This window comes from Deinococcus koreensis (assembly GCF_002901445.1).
Lineage (GTDB): Bacteria > Deinococcota > Deinococci > Deinococcales > Deinococcaceae > Deinococcus > Deinococcus koreensis.
Genome location: NZ_PPPD01000001.1, coordinates 768,106 through 786,395 on the forward strand (window position 1 = coordinate 768,106; position 18,290 = coordinate 786,395).

Sequence of the window (18,290 nt, forward strand, 5' to 3'; positions counted from 1 at the left end):
GTCGGGGCGGCGGACGGAGGGGTCTGCGTCGGACGGGTCTGCGTCATGGTGACCTCGGGGGCGGGTGGGGCGGGCTCCGGCCATGCTAGCCGACACCCGCCCCCGGCGTGCCCCCGTCAGGACGCCGCGTGGGGAGGCAGGGAGGCAGGGGGCGCGCTCAGGGCGGGCCGCTCCATCTCCGGCGTCCAAGTGTCCAGCCCCGCCAGCGCGGGCGAGCGCATCTCGGCTTCCCGCAGGGTCAGCAGGCGCATCAGGAAGGTCGGGACATCCACCGAGGGAATCCGCAGGCCCGCGGGCCCGAAGAGGCGGGTGCCGTACGGCCCGTGCCGGAAGCGGCCCAGATGCTGGCGGGCGGCGCCGGTCAGCCGGGCCCGCAGCGAGGGCGCGCTCAGGCCGGAAAGCAGCGAGCGCACGGCGTCCGGGTCGATCAGGTCGTCCAGTCGGCTGGGCTGGGCGCGCATGGCCTCCCAGACCGCCTCCCGCTGGCCCCTCAGCTCGGCCGCCCAGTCGGGCTCGTAGCCCATGCTGGACGCGATGGGCACGCGCAGCAGTTCGGAGTCGAGGTGGCGCAGCGCGTCCTTGAACAGCGCCTTGTCGGCCAGGGCTTCCAGGGGCACCCGCTGCAGGAATTCCAGCACGTCGGTGTCCAGATAGGGCGTGTGTACCCGCGCGGCGTGACCGGCGAAGCGCTCGCGCCAGGGCAGCAGCACGTAGGGCAGACTCTGGTCGAGGGTCAGGGCCAGCTCGCGCTGCAGCGGGCTCTCCCAGTGCAGCGTGCGGGCCACGATGGTCTCCAGCTCGCCCTGCCAGGCGTTCTCCAGATGCCCGAAGGCGCCGTCCGGAAGCCGCCCGGCCAGCCAGTTCAGGGGATAGAAGCCGGTCAGGTGATGGTTCTTGAGCTGCTCGGGCACGGTGTTCAGGGGCTTGGCGCTGAGTTCGAAGGCCTGCTCCCCCACGAAGATGTCGCCGGGCGACCTGCCGCCCAGGTGCTCGCTCAGCTCCGCCCAGGCGTCGGCCTCGTCGCAGAAGTGGGTCACGCCCTGGCCCCACCGGGCATTGCGCCGCACCGTGCTCAGCAGGTCGCCCCGGTAGGCCGTGAGCACCTGATGTCGGGCGCCGTACTGCGCGGCCAGCCGCTGGGCGACCGTGGGATCCGACCCCCGGGCCGGCGTGCCCAGCGAGTACGAGAAGGTCTCCAGGCCGTGGCCCCTCCCCGAGAGCAGGCTCAGCAGGCCGCGCGAGTCGTAGCCGCCGCTCAGCGAGATGGTGGCCGGCGCGCCGGGGGCTGGCAGGCGGCGCTCGACCGCCCGCCGCAGCAGGGCGGCCAGCTCCGCCCGCAGATCCGGCAGGGAGGCGCGTCCGGCGCTGGGCTCCGGCGTCAGCGTCCAGTAGTCCTGGCGCATCAGCCCGTCCGGCGTGAGTTCATGGACGGTGGCCCGGTCGAGCGACCGCACGCCCTGATAGAGGCTCAGGCCGTTGAACATGTTGCCGGTCGCCAGGTAGCCGGCCACCCCGGCCGGGTCGAGGGGGCGCCTGCGGAAGGCGGGCCAGTCGACGCGGGTCGCCAGATCGACCCGGCCTTCCCCCTGCGCCAGCTCCTGCGCCACGTAGAGCTTGTGCGAGCCCACCCGGTCGGTGATCGCCAGCACGCGCCCCGAGCGCAGGTCGAGCAGCACCAGCACGAAGGCGCCCTCCAGCTGCCCGGCGAGCTGCGCGCCGTGCTGGCGGTACAGCTGCGGCAGCTGCCGGGGCGCGGTGCCGTAGAGGTGACCGCTCAGGATCGCCACGACGCCGCTCTCCCGGCAGACGACCGGCCCACTCCCCTCCGGTGCCCGCAGGCCCTGGGTGAAGCGCACGGCCCAGCCGCCCACCCGGAAGGGCAGCCCCAGGTCGTCCGGGCAGCCCTGCCCACGGTCGGCTGCCGTGCCGACCCAGTCGAGCCGCAGCGCGAAATCAGCCGACATGAACCGCCACGGCAGAGGGCGCCCAGCCACCAGACATCCGATCGCCGGACGTCCGGCGCCCGGGCGTCAGCGCCTCTGGCCCGCTGCTGAGCCTGCTCCTGAAGACAAGGATGGCCACCATGCATTCATAATGTTCATGTTCGGCTCACGGGATTCTGACAGGCGGGCAGATGAAGCGGACGGGGCCAGCTGGGCGCCCCGTCCTCGTGTGTCTGGTTGTCAGCGCGGCCCTGTCTGGCCGACGCGGAATGGACTCAGGCCGACTGGCCGAACTGCATCCGGAACACGAATTTGGTGACCTCGCCCTTCAGGGTGTCGATCATCTCGTTGAACATGTTCGTGGCCTCGAACTTGTATTCGGTGAACGGGTCGCGCTGGCCGTAGCCGCGCAGGCCGATACCCTGCCGGAGCACGTCCATGCTGTGCAGGTGCTCCTTCCAGTGCTGATCCACGACCTGCAGCAGCACGTAGCGCGCCAGGGAATTGAGCATGGTCGGCCCCAGCTCGTCCTTGCGGGCGTCGTAGGCGTCGGCCACGGCCTGCAGCAGGGCGTTCTGCACCTCGGCGGGCGTGCGGCTGCGCAGACCCTCGAAATCGAAGCCCTCGAGCTGCGGCACGGCGTCCAGCACGGCCGTCTGCAGACCCTCGATATCCCAGGCGTCGGCGTTCTGCTCGATGGGCACGTAGGTGGCGAGCTGCATGTCCACGAAGTCCGCGATCATGCCCTCGGTCGATTCCTCGACGTCCTCGTCTGGCCCCAGCAGCACCTCGCGGCGCTGGGCGTACACCGTGTCGCGCTGCTTGCTCATCACGTTGTCGAACTCCAGCAGCTGCTTGCGCGTGCTGAAGTTGCGGTCTTCCACGCGCGCCTGCGCCTTCTCGATGGCGCCCGTGACCATCTTGGCCTCGATGGGCTGGGTGTCGTCCATGCCGAGCCGGTCCATCATGGCGACCACGCGGTCGTTGGCGAACAGGCGCATCAGGTCGTCCTCGAAGGACACGTAGAAGCGGCTGGAGCCCGGATCGCCCTGACGCCCGGCGCGGCCGCGCAGCTGGTTGTCGATGCGCCGCGACTCGTGGCGCTCGGTGCCGACGATGTGCAGCCCGCCCAGCTCTTTCACGCGCTCGTGGTCGGCCTTCACGTCGGCGTGCAGCTGCTGGGCCTGGGCGATGAACTCGGGCGTGATGCCGGGGATCAGCGTGCCCAGGTGCGCGGCCTCCGGGTCTTCGCGGCTGATGGCCTTGATGAAGTTCTCGGCCTCGGGTGAGAAGCGGCTGATGCCCAGCTGCTGCTCGATGGACTCGCCGATGATCGATTCGCTGTCGCCGCCCAGCTTGATGTCGGTGCCGCGCCCGGCCATGTTGGTGGCGATGGTCACGGTGCCGCTGCGGCCCGCCTGCGCGATGATGCTGGCCTCCTGGGCCTCGAACTTGGCGTTCAGCACTGAATGCGGGATGCCGGCGTCGGTGAGCAGGCCGCTGAGCTGCTCGCTGGTCACGATGGAGGCGGTGCCGATCAGGATGGGCCGCCCCGAGGCGTTCATGGTCTTCACTTCCTCGACCACCGCGCGGTACTTGCCCATCTTGGAGCGGTAGACCAGATCCTCGGCGTCCTTGCGGATCACGGGGCGGTTGGTGGGGATCACCAGCACGTCGCTGCCGTAGATGTCGAGGAATTCCTTCTCCTCGGTCTTGGCGGTGCCGGTCATGCCGGCGAACTTGCTGTACAGCCGGAAGAAGTTCTGGTACGTGATGGTCGCGAGCGTCTGGTTCTCGTTCTCGATCTTCACGCCCTCCTTGGCCTCGATGGCCTGGTGCAGGCCCTCGCCGTAGCGGCGGCCCGGCATCGAGCGCCCGGTGAACTCGTCGATGATGATGACCTCGCCCTCGGCATTCACGATGTAGTCCTTCTCGCGCTTGTACAGCTCGGCGGCGCGGATGGCCTGGGTGATCATGTGGGCCTTTTCCATGCTCTCGGGGCTGTACAGGTCGTTCAGGGACAGCAGCCGCTCGATCTTGGAGATGCCCTGCTCGGTCAGGTGCACCTGCTTGCTCTTCTCGTCGATGGTGTAGTCCTCGGTCGGCTCGGTGCGGACTCCGGGCTCGGCGGGCAGGCCCTTTTTCAGGCGGCGGATCAGCTTGGCGTACACGTAGTACAGGTCCGTCGCCTTCTCGGCGGCGCCAGAGATGATCAGCGGCGTGCGGGCCTCGTCGATCAGGATCGAGTCCACCTCATCCACGATGGCGAAGTTCAGGGGGAAGTCGGCGCGCAGCGAGAGCGCTTCACGGCTCTGGGCCATGTTGTCGCGCAGGTAGTCGAAGCCCAGTTCCGAGTTGGTCACGTACGTGATGTCGCAGGCGTAGGCGGCCTGCTTCTGCGCGGGCTGCAGTTCGCGGCTCGACAGGCCCACGGTGAGGCCCAGCGTGCGGAACAGCAGGCCGTTCTCCTCGGCCCCCACCCGCGCGAGGTAATCGTTCACGGTCACGAGGTGGCAGCCCCGGCCTTCCAGCGCGTTGAGCGCCAGCGCCAGGGAGGCCACCAGCGTCTTGCCCTCGCCGGTTCTCATCTCGGCGATGCGGCCCTTGTGCAGGGCGTAGCCGCCGATGAGCTGCACGTCGTAATGGCGTTTCCCGATCGAGCGGCGCCCGGCCTCGCGGATCAGCGCGAAGGCCGGAATGATCACGTCATCCAGGGATTCCCCTCCCTCCTGGACACGGCGGCGCAGCTCCATGAACGCGGCGGCGAGATCTTCGACCTTCATGGTCTCTTCTTCCAGGGCATTGACGGGCTGGACAATCGTCTTCACGATCTGCGCCACATCACGCTGGTTGTTATCAAACAATTTGTTCAGGACACGGAACATGACACGCGAGTATAACGCGCCTGACCTGACGCAGACCTCACGACCTCAGCACAGGGGGCGTAGGCAAATTGAGTGGAGGGGACTCAGGGCGGGGGGCCGGGCGGCCAGCGGGGGCTGGAGCCTGTCTGGCCGGCCCCTGGTCGGTGCACCGCCAGCGGGCCAGACGGCCCCATGGAGCCCTCATCTTCGCTGGCATCCTCATCTGAGGCCCGTATGCTGCGGGCATGTTCAAGCCTGCCCTGCTGCCCCTGGCCCTGACCCTGCCGCTCCTGGGTTCCTGCGCGCCCCTGGCCTCCCTGCTCTCGAACTCCGACGGCCCCGCCCCACGGCGCGCCGGCCCGCTGGTGGTCGGCCAGACCTGGACGGTCAGCGGGCTGGTGGACGGCCGCAGCGTGAGCGCCACGGTGGGCGTGCCCGATCTGGTGGACGTGCAGGACACCTCGGCCACCTTCAACGCGCGCGATCAGTTCGACGCCTTCTCGGTCAGCCGGGCCGGCTTCACGGTGGCCGACTACGACTCCACTCGCCGCGTGGCGCGCTTCCGCTGGGTGGGCGAGTCGGCGGGTCTGAGCTACACCTGCCGGATCGAGAACGTGATCTCGGCGCCGCTGCGCGGGGTGCTCACCTTCGAACGCGGAGGGCAGACCGTGGCGCGCGGCACCTGCGAGGCCGTGATCAGCCAGAGCGCCGGCTGAGCCGACCTCCTCCCTACCAAACCTGATTCCAGACATAGCGCTCCGACCATGCCTCGCCTCGCCGGATGAAGGGCGCGCGGCTGCCCAGCACGCGGTGGCCGCCCTTGACCGCCGCGCGCACGATCACGCGGGGATCGAGGGCGGGGTACAGCGTGCGGGCGAACGCCACGTCCTCGCGCACGTCCAGCGACTCCCCGCTGGCGACCGAGTCGGTGCCCAGCGCGACCTCCACCCCCGCCGCCGCGAAGGCCGCCCAGGGGAAGGTGCCGCACTCCAGATGATGGTTGGAGCGCGGGCAGGTCACGACCGCGCAGCCCGCTCTCGCCACCCGTGAGATGTCGTCCGGGGTCACGTTGACCATGTGGATCAGCGTGGGCCGATGCGCGAGGACGCCCAGTTCGTCGAGATACCGCACGGGGGTCAGGCCCGCTTCCGGCTCACGGCCGATAACCTGGGCGAAGGTCTCGGGCATGAAGGGACGGAGGCGGTGCTCCCACAGCGGGCCGCCGCCGGTGGCGAACAGTTCCAGCTCACTGGGGTGCTCGGCCACGTGGATCTGCAGGGGCAGGCCCTCACCCGCCGCGTAGTCGGTGACCAGACGCATCAGGCGGGAACTGACGGTGAACGGCGTGTGGGGGGTGAGGCCCAGGCGCAGGCGATCCGAACCCAGCCGATCCGGGCCCAGGCGCCCACGCCAGCCCTCGATGCGGGCACGCACCTGGGCAAAGCGCTCCTCGGCCTGCTCGGGAAAGGCGCCCAGCACCTCGAAATACAGCACGCCGCTGAGGTCGCCTCTCTCCAGCAGGGCGTCCATGACCTCCGGGGAGTACACGATATCGCCCACGCCGCCGACCCCAAGCCGCGCCAGCTCCTGTACGCCCGCCAGCGCGCCGGCCACGCCCCGCAGCTCGCGCTGGGCGACCACGACTTCCGGCAGCCAGCGGAAGTACGGCAGGGCCTGGAAGTCGTAGGCGCTCATGTCCAGGTGCGTGTGGGCGTTCACGGGCGGCGGGGCGATCACGCCGCCCACATGCTCCTCGGTGGCCTGCGGGTACTGGCGGCGCAGCTCGTCCGGATGCCCGGTCGCGGCGACGGTCTCCCCCACCACGACCACCGCTCCCGGTGATTGCGCCCCGCCCAGCCCGGTGTACAGCAGGTCGCACACGAGCAGGCGGGGGGTGTGGGGATCGGCCGGAAGGGTCATGGAGGGATTAGAGCATTTGTCCGTATTCCAGCCTCAGACGAAAGGCGTCTGAGCTTCCATTCCTCCCAATGCCCGGTCAACTTCACTCGCTCCGGTCGGTCATGAAGGACAGGTCTCTATGACAGATGCTTCAGAACACCCGCCGCCGGGTCTGGCCCGACCTACATCAGTGCCCTGATCCTCTGCTCCAGTTCGCGGGCCACCACGTCCGGCCCGGCGGCCAGGGTCTGGGCCGCAAGATGCCAGCGCCCCCGCTGCTCGAACTCGGAGGTGAACATGCTCGCCAGGCCGGTGGCGCGCCTGTCCACCTCCAGAATCACCTCCAGGCCGCCGCCAGAGGGCAGCATCATCATCTCGATCTCGGCGATGCGGTACTGGCCGTAGGGCGGGCGAAAGGCCAGTTCCTGCACGATCTGGCCCCGGTGGTACTCGACCTCGCTGCCCGAGAGCTGGAAGCCCAGGCGCTGGGCGGCGCCGATCAGGATCTCCTGTTCGCGGCTGGGCAGCACCTGCAGGAAGTCCTGGTCGCCGGGGTCGGCGGCGCCCGCGATATCGGCGTCGGTGGCCAGCCAGACCTGCGTGCCGGGCAGGCTCAGCGGCGTGTTCAGCGGCACCGGGAGGGCGAAGGGGAACTCCCGGGTCTCGCCGGCCCTGAGCTCGAAGCCCGGCACCACCGCCTGCTTGGACAGCTGGTGGGTCACGTAGCTGTCTTCGTGCCTATAGCGCGTGGCGACGCCCAGGTTGATGCGCTCGATGCGCTGATCCACGCTGCCCCCCTGGATCACCACCACGCCCGAGACCTGTTCGCCCACCCGCACGCTGGCGCTCTCCAGGCGAGCATCGACCCGCGCGCCACCCACACCGACCGCCGCCATCATTCGTTTCAGGAATCCCATACGGCACTGTCTACGGGCTCACTCTGTCCGGAGTTCCCCCGGCCGGATCGTGACCCCTCCCGGCGGTGCAGAGAGAGTCGAGGATCTACTTCCGGGGCGTTGCCGGTTTGGACGCCGCCTTTTTCACCGCAGCACTCTTCATGGGCGCCGTCACGGCCGCAGCTGGCTTTGCCGGACGGGACGACGCAGGTACAGCCGGCTCTGCCACGCCCGGAACCGCCTGCGCGGCCATCATGGCGGCCCCGATGATCCCGGCCTCGTTCTGCAGCTGGGCGGGCACGACCCGGCTGCGGCTCACGGTCAAGGCCGGCAGCCACCTCTCGGGCCGTTTGCTGACCCCGCCGCCGATAATGAACAGATCCGGGCTGAACAGCAGTTCCAGGTGCTGCAGGTAGGAGCTGACCCGCTTGGCCCACTGCTTCCAGTTCAGGTCGTCGCGTTCCCGCGCCCGGTCCGAGGCCCAGGTCTCGGCGTGTTTGTCGCGCAGCCACAGGTGGCCCAGCTCGGTGTTGGGCACCAGCACGCCGTCCAGGATCAGGGCGCTGCCGATCCCGGTGCCGAAGGTGAGCACCAGCACCGTGCCCTTCACGCCGGCCCCCGCGCCGAATTTCGCCTCGGCCAGCCCGGCGGCGTCGGCGTCATTGATGAGGTGGATGTCGCGCCCGGTGGCCCCCGTGAAGGCGGCGTCGGCGTCCAGGCCGATCCAGGCCTTGTCCACATTAGCGGCGCTGAGGATATGGCCGTGCTGCACGATGCCGGGAAAGGTCACGCCCACCGCGCCGGGCAGGGCGAAGTGATCCACGAGCTGCCGCACGACCCCCTGCACGTCGGCGGGCCGCGCGCCCTCGGGCGTGGGGATGCGGTAGCGCTCGCTCAGCAGCTGGCCGGTGTCGGTGTCTACGGGTGCGCCCTTGATGCCGCTGCCGCCAATGTCGATGCCCAGGATCACACTCATGGACTACAGGGTAAGCGAGGACGGGCCCGAAGTGGTCAGGAGCGCCCCGCACTCCAGGCCACGCTCGGGGCCAACCCGGACACTCACACTGGCCGGCCCCGAGCATGAGTACTGCTTGGACGTGGTGCAATTTTGGACTGCCCACGGTATAGGCTGTGCTCATGGATTCCTCGTCCCTGCGTGAGCGTCAGAAGGAGCGGCGCCGCGCCCGCATCTACACCGTGGCGATTGACCTGTTCAAGCGGGGCGGCTTCCAGACCACCACGGCCACCGACATCGCGCGGGCCAGCAACGTGTCACGCGGGACGTTCTTCAACTACTACCCCTACAAGGAAGCCGTGCTGCTCGACTACGGCTCCGAGGTCATGGATCGCCTGCGCGAGCACGCCGAGAGCCGCCTGCAGGAAGGCGCCGCGCCCCTGAGCGTGCTGTACGAGGTCTGGGATCGCCTGGCCGACGAGAACACCCGCGAACGCGACCTGTTCCCGCCGCTGGCCTACGAGGTCATGAACCCCAACCCCGAACGCGCCCGCACCGCGTATCAGGCCCTGCCGCTGAGCAAGGTGATCGAGCTGATCCTGCGCCCCCTGCACCAGTCGGGGCAGATGCGGACGGATCTGAGCCTGCTGCGGATCAGCAACCTGATCGCCGACACCTACCTGATGGTCGCCCTGCGCTGGAGCGCCTACGGCACCGAGCGCCCGCTGCAGGACGAGATGCGGCTGGCCCTGAACCTGCTGCTGGACGGCGCCGTGAAAAGGGAAGCCGGACGGAACTGAGCGGGTTGCACTGGGCGAGTTGCACCGGGGGGGTTGCACTGGGCGGGCAGCTCCACCTGAAAGCTGGACACGGACGGGCGCAGACCATGGCTCGACGCTGTGCCTGATCTGGATACTGTGCCCGATCTGGACACTGTTTCTGATCTGGACACTGTTTCTGATCCGGACACCGTGCCTGCACATCATTCAGTCCTCTGTCAGACCCTGGGAGTAAACTGAGTCCAATCCGCCCCAGGAGGTCAGGCCCATCACCCAACCGGAACTTCGCATCGGCACGCCGCGCCACGCCTTCCCCTTCAGCCGGGGCCTGGTCGTGGAATCGCTGGTCAACGCCGGGGCGACGGCCAGTGGGGCCGCCGCTGCCGGACGCCGGGTCGAGCAGCAGCTCCGGCTGGCCCGCCGCACCCTGGTCAGCCCGGCTGAGCTGCAGGCCCTGCTGGTCGAGATCGCCCGCGACGTCTCCGGCCCGGAGGTCGCCGAGGCCGCCGCGCGCCAGATCCCGGCCTTCGTGGACATCCTGGTCACGGCCAAGAAGGGGCACCTGCCGTTCAGCCGGGGCGTGCTGGCCCGCACCCTGGAAGACACGGGCCTGACCGGCCGCGAGGCCTACGCCACCGCCAGCGCCGTGGACGTGCAGCTGCGCCAGAGCGGCGTGCGTACCCTGAGCGCCGAGGACATCGACGCCCTGACCGAGCAGGTGCTCTCCGAGAGCTACGGCGAGCACCTGCGGCTGACCTACCGCTACCTGCGGCAGAACCGGGGCAAGCTGGGTGTGCTGAGCGGCGAGGGGGTGCCCGCCCCCTTCTCCAAGGGGATTCTGGTGCAGTCCATGCTGGCCGCCGGGGTGGCGCCGGACGTGGCCCGTAAGGTGGCGCGCATCACGCAGCGTGAGCTGCGCGGCACCGAAGACCGGGTGGTGACCAGCAGCGCCATCCGTGAGAAGGTCGAGACCCTGCTGCGCGACGAGGTCGGCCCGGACATCAGCGCCCGCTACCGGCTGCTGCGCGTGATCCGCCGCCCGCCGCGCCCGGTGATCGTGCTGCTGGGCGGCGTGAGCGGCACCGGCAAGAGCTTCCTGGCCGCCGAGATCGCCTACCGCCTGGGGATCGCGCGGGTGGTCAGCACGGACTCGATCCGCGAGGTCATGCGCGCCATGGTCTCGCCCGCCCTGCTGCCGACCCTGCACGCCAGCACCTTCAACGCCTGGGAAGCGCTGTTGCCCCCCGGCACCCGCCGTCCCGAGCAGGCCGGGCGCGAGGCGCTGCTGGCCGGCTTCCGCGATCAGGTGCAGCAGGTCAGCGTGGGGCTGAACGCCGTGGTGCAGAGAAGCGTGCAGGAGGGCAGTTCCCTGGTGCTGGAGGGCGTGCATCTGGTGCCCGGCTACCTGCGCGCCGAGGCCTTCGCCGGGGCGCTGGTCATTCCCATGCTGGTCTCGCTGCCCGACGAGCAGGAGCACCGCCGGCATTTCCAGTCGCGCGACGAGGAAACCGCCGCGAGCCGCCCCATGCACCGCTACATGGGCTACTTCCGCGAGATCCGCATGATGCAAGAAGAGCTGGAGAACCTGGCCCGGCAGCAGGACGTGCCCCTGCTCGACGGTCTGACCCTGGATGAAAGCGCCGATCAGGCGGTGGACGTGGTGCTGCGCCGCGTGATGATCGCCCTGACCGCCCAGGAGCGCGCGGCCCTGCTGGGCGAGGAGCTGACCGACGCCGCACTGGGCGTCCCGGGAGCAGCCGAGCGGTAGATCCTGATTCTGGAGGCAACACCAGTCACCCGGAGCGGAGGGTCTCGACGCGGCCCGAACGTGGCCTCCCGGACACGACACTCCCTCTGCACCTGACCTTACGGCGATCCGCCCGCCCCGATCAGCCGGAAGGCGGGCGGCTGAGCCGGCGGAGGGTCAGCGGACGCTGAGGCGCACGTCCACGTTGCCGCGCGTGGCAACCGAGTAGGGGCACACCCCATGCGCGGCGTGCATGAGTTCCAGACCCTGCTCGGGGCTCAGGCCGGGGAAGTGGCCCTCCAGTTCAATGTCCAGCCCGAAGCCCAGGCCGCTGCGCTGCAACCCCACCCGCGCGGTGATGGTGCTCTGGTCGCTGAGTTCGATCTTCTGGCGGCGGGCGATCACGCCCAGCGCGCCCTGGAAGCAGGCCGCGTAGCCGGCGGCGAACAGCTGTTCCGGGTTGGTGCCGGGGCCGTCGTCGCCGCCGATGCTGGCGGGCACGCTCAGCGGCAGGTCGAGGCGCCCGTCGCTGCTTTTCGTCGTGCCGGCGCGGCCGCCCGTGGCCGAGGCTTCGGCGGTGTAAAGGTTACTCATGCGGGCAGCATGGCGGGTGGGGCGCCGGCGGAAAGCGGGCTGACCTACACAGCCTGGGCGGTGGATGGGTGAATCACGGCATCAGGCGGTCGATCTGCCAGCCTTCCCCGGCCCGCACATACCGGAAGCGGTCGTGCATCCGGCCCTGGCGGCCCTGCCAGAATTCCCACTCCTGCACCTGCACTCGGTAGCCGCCCCAGAAGGCCGGGCGGGGAATGACGGTGCCCTCCGGGTACTGGGCCGACAGCGCGGCGAACTTCGCCTCCAGCGCGTTCCGGTCGGCAATCGGCGCACTCTGCGGGTCGCTGGCGTGCGCGGCGAGCTGGCTGTCCCGTGGACGGACGTGGAAGTAGGCGTCGGCCTCGCTATCGGGGAGGCGCGACACCGGGCCATAGGCGCGCACCTGCCGCTCCAGCGCGGCCCAGTAGAAGATCATCTCGGCCTGCGGATTGGCCGCCAGATCGCGCCCCTTGTGCGACTCGAAATTGGAGTAGAAGCTCAGCCCCCCGGGGCCCGCCCCCCGCAGCAGCACGGTGCGGACGGAGGGCCGCCCCGAGGCGTCGGCGGTCGCCAGCTGCAGCGCGTAGGGCTCGGGTAGATCCGCCCGCAGCGCGTCTTCCAGCCAGCCCTGGAACTGCGCGAGCGGATCAGCCTTCAGGTCGGCCCGCCGCAACGACCCTTGCGTGTACGAGACGCGCATGGAGGTGAGGTCAGTCATGGGCGGCGCCTCCCGGCGCGCAGAGGGCAGACGGCAGAGAGCTACACATCGGTCTCGCCCTCTGCTCTCTGCCCTCGGCTCTCTGCGCGAAGCTGCTGGCACTTCGGGCAATAGTGCGTGCCCCGCTGCGCCAGCACGGTCTTCACGATCTCGGTGCCGCAGCGCGGGCAGGGGTGGCCGTTGCGGGCATAGGCGTTATGGGCGAACTGGAACGCTCCGGCCTCGCCGTCGTGCTGCCGGTAGTTGCTCACCCCGTCGCCCAGGGTGCTGCCACCGGCCTCCACCGCCCGGCCCATCACCTCGCGGATGGCGTGGTACAGGCGCCTGGCCTCGGGCGCGCTCAGGCGGGTCTGGGCGGGGTGGATCTTCGCCATCCACAGCGCCTCGTCGGCGTAGATGTTGCCCACGCCGCTGACCGGCTTCTGCGACAGCAGCCAGGGTTTGACCGCCGGGGCCGTGCGCGCCAGGGCCACGAAGGGCGCCTCGTGGAAGTCGTCAGAGAGGGGTTCGGGGCCCATCGCGGCCAGGGTGGGCATGGAGGCGTACTCGCCGGGGAGCACGACCGCCATCTTGCCAAATCTCCGGGCGTCGTCGAAATGCAGCAGCCCCGCGTCGGTTTCCAGGATCACGCGCGTGTGCTTGCCGCGCTCCAGCCGGAAGCCCCCGGTCATGCCCAGGTGCACGATGAACTCCAGGTCGTGCGGGTCGCCCTCGGCGGCGCCTTGCGCGGCCAGCTGCAGCATCAGGTATTTGCCCCGGCGCGAGAGGCCCTGCACGCGGCGCCCCACGGCCAGGTGCGTGTCGCGGTACTTGTGCGGCGCATCGTGCTCCACGCGCAGGATGGTGCGCCCGCGCAGCAGCGGCTCGATCTTGCGACGGGTGGTCTCGACTTCCGGCAGTTCCGGCATAGGGGTGAGGATAGCCCCTGCGGGGCGGCGCGAAGGTGCCCGATCCCTCTCCCGTGGGCGCTCTACAAGTCATCCGGAAAATCGGCAGGTTCTCCACTGATGTTTGGGGCTAGCGTTTTTGGGAACAACCGCCGACCCTCCAGCGATGACTCATCTTCGAGGACTAGCCACGTGTGAACGGCATAAAAGCTTTGGCCACCTTCCAGGGGAACAGCACGTCTTTCAAAGGCAGTCCGATTGTGAGTGAAAAGAGCGACAGAGTGAACCACAGCAGCACGAGTCCACGTCCAAGAGACAGTGCTGTGTTCTGTGGCCAGTGGACGCCTCGGTGCACAACCGCCTGGTTGGGTTGGCGGGGATTAATATAGACCTGTTGTACTGGGTAAGAAATCCAGTTCTTGACGTCCTGCCCGCAGTCTTTGTGATAGACTCTTAAGTTCCACCCCGCACCATAAGGAGAAACGACGCCCAAACGTGTGCCGGGTGGGAGCGTAGGGACAAAAGCGTTAAGGTTACTACGGCTCGCAGCAACATAGGTCTGCCCCTGATAGCGATACGTCACTGTGAGACGGTGAGAACTTCCATTCTTCGATTTCCCGCATGTCTCTCCCGAAGCGTCAATGACCCGTGCTTGAACCGGGCTCCAAGCCATTGTCCTCACATTGGTAGGAAGACCGAAGAGCCAGATCGGCAGAAGAATGGCACCTTGGACAAGATAGATAAAACTGAACGCCCCTAACACGACTTCAACAAAGGGAATAATGAACAGGACTGGTTCAGCACCACCTTCAGCTTGAGGACGAACCCAGGAATCATGGGACTCGTGTAGCATGACGCTTTTTTCGTCACGCCCCTCAGGTGGGAGCGTGGACGATCTAGCCGGAGCAGGATGGGGATGAGTTCCTGAGCTCAGGATCCCGAGCAGACCAACACAGAACAGCACAATGCACAAAATCGCCAACCACATCTCTCCTTGGCTGAGGCTCCAAATTGTCCCGACAACTGCAACTCCAGTGAATGCAACCCACAAGAAGCCCCGCTTCCCTTTCATGTCCGTAGTCTGCACCCATGGAAGGGACACACCCTCCGGATCGTCACCGATTGTGGTCGCGAATCAGCGTGTGTCTCCAGATAAGATCCTGTCAATCTCTCTATGCTTCACGGTCATATGGACAGAACCCGGAGCATGATGAGGATGCAGGCGAGGTGCACCATGCCCAGGAAGTTTTCGGCCTTCGCTGCGTCTCGCGTTCTGACCCGGCGGAAGCTCTGGAGCCAGGCGATGGTGCGTTCCACCTTCCAGCGTCGCTTGAAGCGGCGCAAGGGCCGACCGTCTTGTGTCTTTTTGCGATTCTTGCGATTGGGCGCGATCATCTCGATACCGAGCGCGGCGAGTTCCATGTCCAGGCCGTCACTGTCGTAGGCTTTGTCACCGATGAGCCGCTGAGGAAAGTCCAAACTGAACGAGGCGTCGAGCGTGTCATACCGGACTAACATGAATTCAGGGCATGGCGTATCCAGGGGAAAGCGGTCAGCGACTGCACTTCGGACGGTGACGCCATCAAGCGCTGGCACTCGTGGCTCAAGACGTCTTGCACGTCATCCAGGGTCGTGAAGGTTCGGTTCGCCAGGGGACGCTTGACTCGACCGACCAGCGGTTCTGCTGGGGACAGCTCCGGGGTGTAGGGGGGAAACGTGACCAGCAGCATCGTGGGGGGCACGGTCAGCTGCGGGCTGGTGTGCCAGCCCGCACCATCCAGCAACAGCACGATGATGTCCCGCCCAGTCGGATTCACCGCATCGTTGAAGGCCGCCAGGGCCACCTGCATGACCGCCGTGCTCACTGTCGGCAGGATCAAGAAGTCACTCGTGCCGGTGACCGGTTCCACGAAGACATAGACGTAGAGCCACTGGAACCCCCGATGCTGCACCGCGATGGGTCGCTGGCCGACCTTGGCCCACACCCGCATGAGCACAGGTTTGAGCCCAGCGCGGCCTTCGTCCTGAACAAACAGGCGTACCCGCTGGTGCGGGTACGCTGCCTGCGCCGTGCGCAATGTTTGGGCTACTTTTTTTTGAACGCCGCCTGCACGTCTGGATCGGCCGCCAGATGGTGACGGGGACGTGGCAGCTGCACACTGAACCCCAGGCGTTTGAGATACCCCCACGCACACACCTCGGTGATCGCCACCGCAAAGTGCTCGTAGATGTACGCCTGGGCGGTGCCGCTCGTCCACACCCCGCCCCTGGGCGGGGTCTCCATCAGCGCCTCCGAGAGCTGCCGCTGCTGATCGGGGGTCAGGGCGGGGTCGGAGTGGTTGTCCTGACGTTTGTCGCGCACCGCCTCAGGGCCGTGCTGGTTGTATCGGCGCACCAGGGTGCTGATGGTGTTGCGGTTGTACCCCGTGGCATCAGCGATCTGGCGCGGGGGATACCCTTTGGCTTTAAGCCACAGGATGTGCCAGCGGGAGCGTTCGACCGGACGGTGGGCCGATCGATACGACGCTTCAAGTTCCGTGACGGTTCGGTACGGGTGCAGTGGCAGCGTGTCCATGCTTGCAACTCATCTTAATCCCGTATCATGTACCAGCCGAACCTCGGCAGGGCTGGCGCTGCTGGTGTGCCCTGCAAGCGGTACACCGCCCGCGTCCACGATGCTCATGATCTTGGTGCCCTTGCCTTTTTTGGTTGGGCCGACATCGGCCCCCTTTTTTGGCGGCGCTGAAGGTGCCGTCGATAAACGCTTCGCGCGGATCAAGGAGGCTCTGATCCTCACTCATCTCGTAGAGGGCAGCGAGGATACGGGGGAACGCACCCTGTGCGATCCACTCCTGAAACCGGTCATGACAGGTGGTTTTGGGCGGGTACTCGCCTTTGGGTAAAGCCGCCCATTAGGCACCGGTTCGAAAAATCCAGAGAATTCCATCCAGAACTGCTCGATCTGGATGGCGTGGTCATCCACGGTTCGTACACTTTACGGGCCTTGGAATGAGGGGGATCAAGATGACCCACTGCTTATCAGTCAGCCGCATGCACCGCACTGTGCCCCACCACGGTAGAGCACACTGTTACCGAATTTCCGGAAGGGCTCTACACTCCCCCGTATGCCCACGCTGCTCCTCACCGGCTTCGAGCCCTTCCACACCCACCCGGACAATCCCAGCGCACGGGCCGCCGGGGCGCTGGACGGGGCGGAGCTGGGCGGTCTGCGCGTCCGCTCGGCCCTGCTGCCGGTCGAGCCCCAGGCGGCGGGTGCGGCACTGGACGCCCTGCTGGACGATCTGCAGCCGGACGCCGTGCTGATGTGCGGCCTCGCGGCCGGGCGCCCGCAGGTGACGCTGGAGCGGGTGGCGCTGAACGTCATGGATTTCCGCATTCCGGACAACGCCGGGAACACCTATCAGGACGCTCCCGTGTCGGCCGGTGGCCCCGCCGCCCTGTCCAGCACGCTGCCGCTGCGGGCCATCCTGGCGGCCTGGAGGGAGGCGGACATTCCGGGCGACATCTCCAACACGGCGGGGCTGTACGTGTGCAACTTCGTGCTTTACCGGGCGCTCCAGCGGCTTCAGGCGGGGGGCCGCGCCGGGGTGCCCTGCGGCTTCCTGCACGTGCCCGCCAACGCCGCGGTCGCGCTGGCCGCCCCGCCGGATCGCCCGCCCCTCCCCTATCTGCCCCAGGGCGAGATCACGCGGGCGGTGCGCGTGGCGGCGCAGGTTATGGCGGCGGGGGTCGTGGCGGCGAGCGTCGGAGCAGCTAGGGGCGTGGTTCGGGCCGACTGAGCCGCTACGGAAACGGGGCCCGTCCTGCTGTCCACCCTCCGTCCGGCCCCCCTGCCCAGTGCCACGCGCCTGCGCCGGGATGAGCGTCCAGGGCGGCCTTCACGGCGTCCAGCCCGATGCGCCGGGCGAAGCGGGTGCGGGCGTGCCACGCGGCCAGCGCCCCCGCAGGATCGGCCGGACGCAGGCCGCGCAGCGCGGCACAGGCGCGGTTGACGGCCAGATCGAACAGGGCGTCTGGAGCGGTGCCGGACGCCTGTTCCCCTTCAGGTCGAGGCTCGGTCAGGAAGGGACGATCCGCCGGCACCCGCTTCCCCGGCATGGGCTCAGGCCCACCGGGTCTGCCCGGCCAGCGCGGCGATCTGTCCGGCGTGCCAGGCGGTGTGGCGGGCGTTCAGGCGCAGCAGGGCAGCCACGCTCATCAGGCGGCCCGAGTGCTCCACGGTGGTGTCCAGCGCGGCTTCCGGCAGGAGTCCGGCGGCCCCCACCTCCCAGCGCATCAGGCGCGTCAGGCCGGCGTCCTCGGGGGGGGCGGGCGCGCCGGTCGCGGCGGCGATCCGCGTCCAGGCCTCGCGTTTGGTGGCGCTCAGGTGGGTGGTCAGCCAGCCGATGCGCGGGTGGGGCTGGCCGTCCACGCGCGCCAGGGCGGCGCTCACGCTCTCCCAGGGATCGTGGTTCGCCTCGTCCAGCAGCCGGGCCAGCTCCGCGGGGTTCATAGGAGGCGGAAGCCCTCGCCCTCGCGCGTCAGGCGACCCCGCTCGACCAGCCGGGCGGTCACGGCGCGGGCCTGATCCTCGCTGAGCGGGCTCTGCAGGCGCAGATCCTCCAGCGTGAAGCGGCCGCCCTTGCGGTGGGCGAGGCGGTACACCATGCGTTCCTGGGCGCTGGGAGCTGGGCGGGCAGATTGCCGGGCGAACAGCCGCCAGACCATCCACGCCACGACCACGCCCACCAGCAGCGCCAGGGGAATCAGGCGGGCGGCCAGGGCCGGGTCGGCGACCTGCTCCCCGATGGCCTGCAGCCTCTCGCGGGCGGCGTTCAGGGCGGCCGTGTCGGCCCCGGCTTCCCGCAGCCGCCTCAGCGCCCCGCGCGCCCGCAGGTAGGCCATCACGCCGGAGAGGTCGCCGCGCACGAAGAGGACGCCGTAGGTGATCAGCGCGGCCGAGAGTCCGGCCAGCACGGAGAGAAAGGAGCGGGGCACGTTCACTCCC

The 18,290-nt window shown here is 68.5% G+C and carries 18 protein-coding genes and 2 pseudogenes; 4 read left to right on the plus strand and 16 right to left on the minus strand.

Annotated features, from left to right (window positions below; all coding sequences use genetic code 11):
• Positions 1 to 116: 116 nt before the first annotated feature.
• Positions 117 to 1,964 (minus strand): asparagine synthase-related protein, encoded by a 1,848-nt coding sequence (locus CVO96_RS03565; protein WP_103310416.1) that lies wholly within the window; start codon positions 1,962 to 1,964, stop codon positions 117 to 119.
• Between the two features lie 254 nt (positions 1,965 to 2,218).
• Complete coding sequence (gene secA / locus CVO96_RS03570) at positions 2,219 to 4,828, minus strand: preprotein translocase subunit SecA (protein WP_103310419.1); 2,610 nt, start codon at positions 4,826 to 4,828, stop codon at positions 2,219 to 2,221.
• 224 nt (positions 4,829 to 5,052) lie between these two features.
• On the opposite strand from secA, the gene CVO96_RS03575 reads away from it, so the two are divergent.
• A complete protein-coding gene (locus CVO96_RS03575; protein ID WP_103310421.1) occupies positions 5,053 to 5,523 on the plus strand; it encodes a hypothetical protein in 471 nt (156 codons plus the stop codon).
• 13 nt (positions 5,524 to 5,536) lie between these two features.
• Here CVO96_RS03575 and CVO96_RS03580 read toward each other — a convergent pair whose 3' ends face one another.
• The 3 genes from CVO96_RS03580 to ppgK form a co-directional block, all read right to left on the minus strand.
• Positions 5,537 to 6,727 carry an amidohydrolase family protein gene (locus tag CVO96_RS03580; RefSeq protein WP_103310424.1) on the minus strand — a complete coding sequence of 397 codons (1,191 nt, stop codon included), beginning with the start codon at positions 6,725 to 6,727 and terminating at the stop codon, positions 5,537 to 5,539.
• Positions 6,728 to 6,888: 161 nt separating this feature from the next.
• Positions 6,889 to 7,623, minus strand: coding sequence for a sporulation protein (locus CVO96_RS03585; protein ID WP_103310426.1), 735 nt, complete (start codon positions 7,621 to 7,623; stop codon positions 6,889 to 6,891).
• A gap of 85 nt (positions 7,624 to 7,708) precedes the next feature.
• Entirely contained in the window at positions 7,709 to 8,578 is an 870-nt protein-coding gene (gene ppgK / locus CVO96_RS03590; RefSeq protein WP_103310428.1) for a polyphosphate--glucose phosphotransferase, read from the minus strand.
• Between the two features lie 161 nt (positions 8,579 to 8,739).
• Between ppgK and CVO96_RS03595 the strand changes: the two genes are divergently transcribed.
• Both CVO96_RS03595 and CVO96_RS03600 read left to right on the plus strand, forming a co-directional pair.
• Positions 8,740 to 9,357 carry a TetR/AcrR family transcriptional regulator gene (locus CVO96_RS03595; protein ID WP_103310430.1) on the plus strand — a complete coding sequence of 206 codons (618 nt, stop codon included), beginning with the start codon at positions 8,740 to 8,742 and terminating at the stop codon, positions 9,355 to 9,357.
• Between the two features lie 247 nt (positions 9,358 to 9,604).
• Entirely contained in the window at positions 9,605 to 11,104 is a 1,500-nt protein-coding gene (locus CVO96_RS03600; RefSeq protein WP_103310432.1) for an ATP cone domain-containing protein, read from the plus strand.
• 156 nt (positions 11,105 to 11,260) lie between these two features.
• Here CVO96_RS03600 and CVO96_RS03605 read toward each other — a convergent pair whose 3' ends face one another.
• From CVO96_RS03605 to CVO96_RS03635, 8 genes and pseudogenes are all read right to left on the minus strand, one after another.
• Positions 11,261 to 11,677, minus strand: coding sequence for an organic hydroperoxide resistance protein (locus CVO96_RS03605; RefSeq protein ID WP_103310434.1), 417 nt, complete (start codon positions 11,675 to 11,677; stop codon positions 11,261 to 11,263).
• A gap of 73 nt (positions 11,678 to 11,750) precedes the next feature.
• Positions 11,751 to 12,395 carry a pyridoxamine 5'-phosphate oxidase gene (gene pdxH / locus CVO96_RS03610; protein ID WP_103310436.1) on the minus strand — a complete coding sequence of 215 codons (645 nt, stop codon included), beginning with the start codon at positions 12,393 to 12,395 and terminating at the stop codon, positions 11,751 to 11,753.
• A gap of 41 nt (positions 12,396 to 12,436) precedes the next feature.
• Positions 12,437 to 13,303, minus strand: a complete 867-nt coding sequence (locus tag CVO96_RS03615; protein WP_103310439.1) for a DNA-formamidopyrimidine glycosylase — start codon at positions 13,301 to 13,303, stop codon at positions 12,437 to 12,439.
• Between the two features lie 163 nt (positions 13,304 to 13,466).
• Positions 13,467 to 14,354: a DUF3592 domain-containing protein gene (locus tag CVO96_RS20625; RefSeq protein ID WP_133161733.1), complete on the minus strand. Its 888-nt coding sequence runs from the start codon at positions 14,352 to 14,354 to the stop codon at positions 13,467 to 13,469.
• 113 nt (positions 14,355 to 14,467) lie between these two features.
• Positions 14,468 to 14,788, minus strand: a pseudogene (locus CVO96_RS03620) (transposase); the annotation flags it as partial.
• 5 nt (positions 14,789 to 14,793) lie between these two features.
• Positions 14,794 to 15,477: a transposase gene (locus tag CVO96_RS03625; protein ID WP_341476161.1), complete on the minus strand. Its 684-nt coding sequence runs from the start codon at positions 15,475 to 15,477 to the stop codon at positions 14,794 to 14,796.
• Positions 15,369 to 15,857, minus strand: coding sequence for a winged helix-turn-helix domain-containing protein (locus CVO96_RS03630; protein WP_103310445.1), 489 nt, complete (start codon positions 15,855 to 15,857; stop codon positions 15,369 to 15,371). The genes CVO96_RS03625 and CVO96_RS03630 overlap by 109 nt, the downstream gene beginning before the upstream one ends.
• A gap of 21 nt (positions 15,858 to 15,878) precedes the next feature.
• Positions 15,879 to 16,335, minus strand: a pseudogene (locus tag CVO96_RS03635) (IS5 family transposase); the annotation flags it as partial.
• Positions 16,336 to 16,407: 72 nt separating this feature from the next.
• Between CVO96_RS03635 and CVO96_RS03640 the strand changes: the two are divergent.
• Positions 16,408 to 17,082, plus strand: coding sequence for a pyroglutamyl-peptidase I (locus CVO96_RS03640; protein WP_103310448.1), 675 nt, complete (start codon positions 16,408 to 16,410; stop codon positions 17,080 to 17,082).
• A gap of 4 nt (positions 17,083 to 17,086) precedes the next feature.
• On the opposite strand, the gene CVO96_RS03645 is transcribed toward CVO96_RS03640, so the two are convergent.
• Genes CVO96_RS03645 through CVO96_RS03655 form a run of 3 tightly spaced genes read right to left on the minus strand, consistent with a single transcriptional unit; the run spans position 17,087 to position 18,286 of the window.
• Positions 17,087 to 17,401 carry a hypothetical protein gene (locus tag CVO96_RS03645; protein WP_341476162.1) on the minus strand — a complete coding sequence of 105 codons (315 nt, stop codon included), beginning with the start codon at positions 17,399 to 17,401 and terminating at the stop codon, positions 17,087 to 17,089.
• Between the two features lie 4 nt (positions 17,402 to 17,405).
• Positions 17,406 to 17,795, minus strand: coding sequence for a hypothetical protein (locus tag CVO96_RS03650; protein ID WP_103310450.1), 390 nt, complete (start codon positions 17,793 to 17,795; stop codon positions 17,406 to 17,408).
• Complete coding sequence (locus CVO96_RS03655) at positions 17,792 to 18,286, minus strand: hypothetical protein (RefSeq protein ID WP_103310451.1); 495 nt, start codon at positions 18,284 to 18,286, stop codon at positions 17,792 to 17,794. The genes CVO96_RS03650 and CVO96_RS03655 overlap by 4 nt, the downstream gene beginning before the upstream one ends.
• Positions 18,287 to 18,290 lie beyond the last annotated feature (4 nt).

Excerpts from the sequence above, each read along its gene's own strand:
- CVO96_RS03565 (WP_103310416.1), bottom strand. The coding sequence starts at position 1,964 with ATGTCGGCTGATTTCGCGCTGCGGCTCGACTGGGTCGGCACGGCAGCC.
- secA (WP_103310419.1), bottom strand. The coding sequence starts at position 4,828 with ATGTTCCGTGTCCTGAACAAATTGTTTGATAACAACCAGCGTGATGTG.
- CVO96_RS03575 (WP_103310421.1), top strand. The coding sequence starts at position 5,053 with ATGTTCAAGCCTGCCCTGCTGCCCCTGGCCCTGACCCTGCCGCTCCTG.
- CVO96_RS03580 (WP_103310424.1), bottom strand. The coding sequence starts at position 6,727 with ATGACCCTTCCGGCCGATCCCCACACCCCCCGCCTGCTCGTGTGCGAC.
- CVO96_RS03585 (WP_103310426.1), bottom strand. The coding sequence starts at position 7,623 with ATGGGATTCCTGAAACGAATGATGGCGGCGGTCGGTGTGGGTGGCGCG.
- ppgK (WP_103310428.1), bottom strand. The coding sequence starts at position 8,578 with ATGAGTGTGATCCTGGGCATCGACATTGGCGGCAGCGGCATCAAGGGC.
- CVO96_RS03595 (WP_103310430.1), top strand. The coding sequence starts at position 8,740 with ATGGATTCCTCGTCCCTGCGTGAGCGTCAGAAGGAGCGGCGCCGCGCC.
- CVO96_RS03605 (WP_103310434.1), bottom strand. The coding sequence starts at position 11,677 with ATGAGTAACCTTTACACCGCCGAAGCCTCGGCCACGGGCGGCCGCGCC.
- pdxH (WP_103310436.1), bottom strand. The coding sequence starts at position 12,395 with ATGACTGACCTCACCTCCATGCGCGTCTCGTACACGCAAGGGTCGTTG.
- CVO96_RS03615 (WP_103310439.1), bottom strand. The coding sequence starts at position 13,303 with ATGCCGGAACTGCCGGAAGTCGAGACCACCCGTCGCAAGATCGAGCCG.
- CVO96_RS20625 (WP_133161733.1), bottom strand. The coding sequence starts at position 14,354 with ATGAAAGGGAAGCGGGGCTTCTTGTGGGTTGCATTCACTGGAGTTGCA.
- CVO96_RS03630 (WP_103310445.1), bottom strand. The coding sequence starts at position 15,857 with ATGGACACGCTGCCACTGCACCCGTACCGAACCGTCACGGAACTTGAA.
- CVO96_RS03640 (WP_103310448.1), top strand. The coding sequence starts at position 16,408 with ATGCCCACGCTGCTCCTCACCGGCTTCGAGCCCTTCCACACCCACCCG.
- CVO96_RS03645 (WP_341476162.1), bottom strand. The coding sequence starts at position 17,401 with ATGCCGGGGAAGCGGGTGCCGGCGGATCGTCCCTTCCTGACCGAGCCT.
- CVO96_RS03650 (WP_103310450.1), bottom strand. The coding sequence starts at position 17,795 with ATGAACCCCGCGGAGCTGGCCCGGCTGCTGGACGAGGCGAACCACGAT.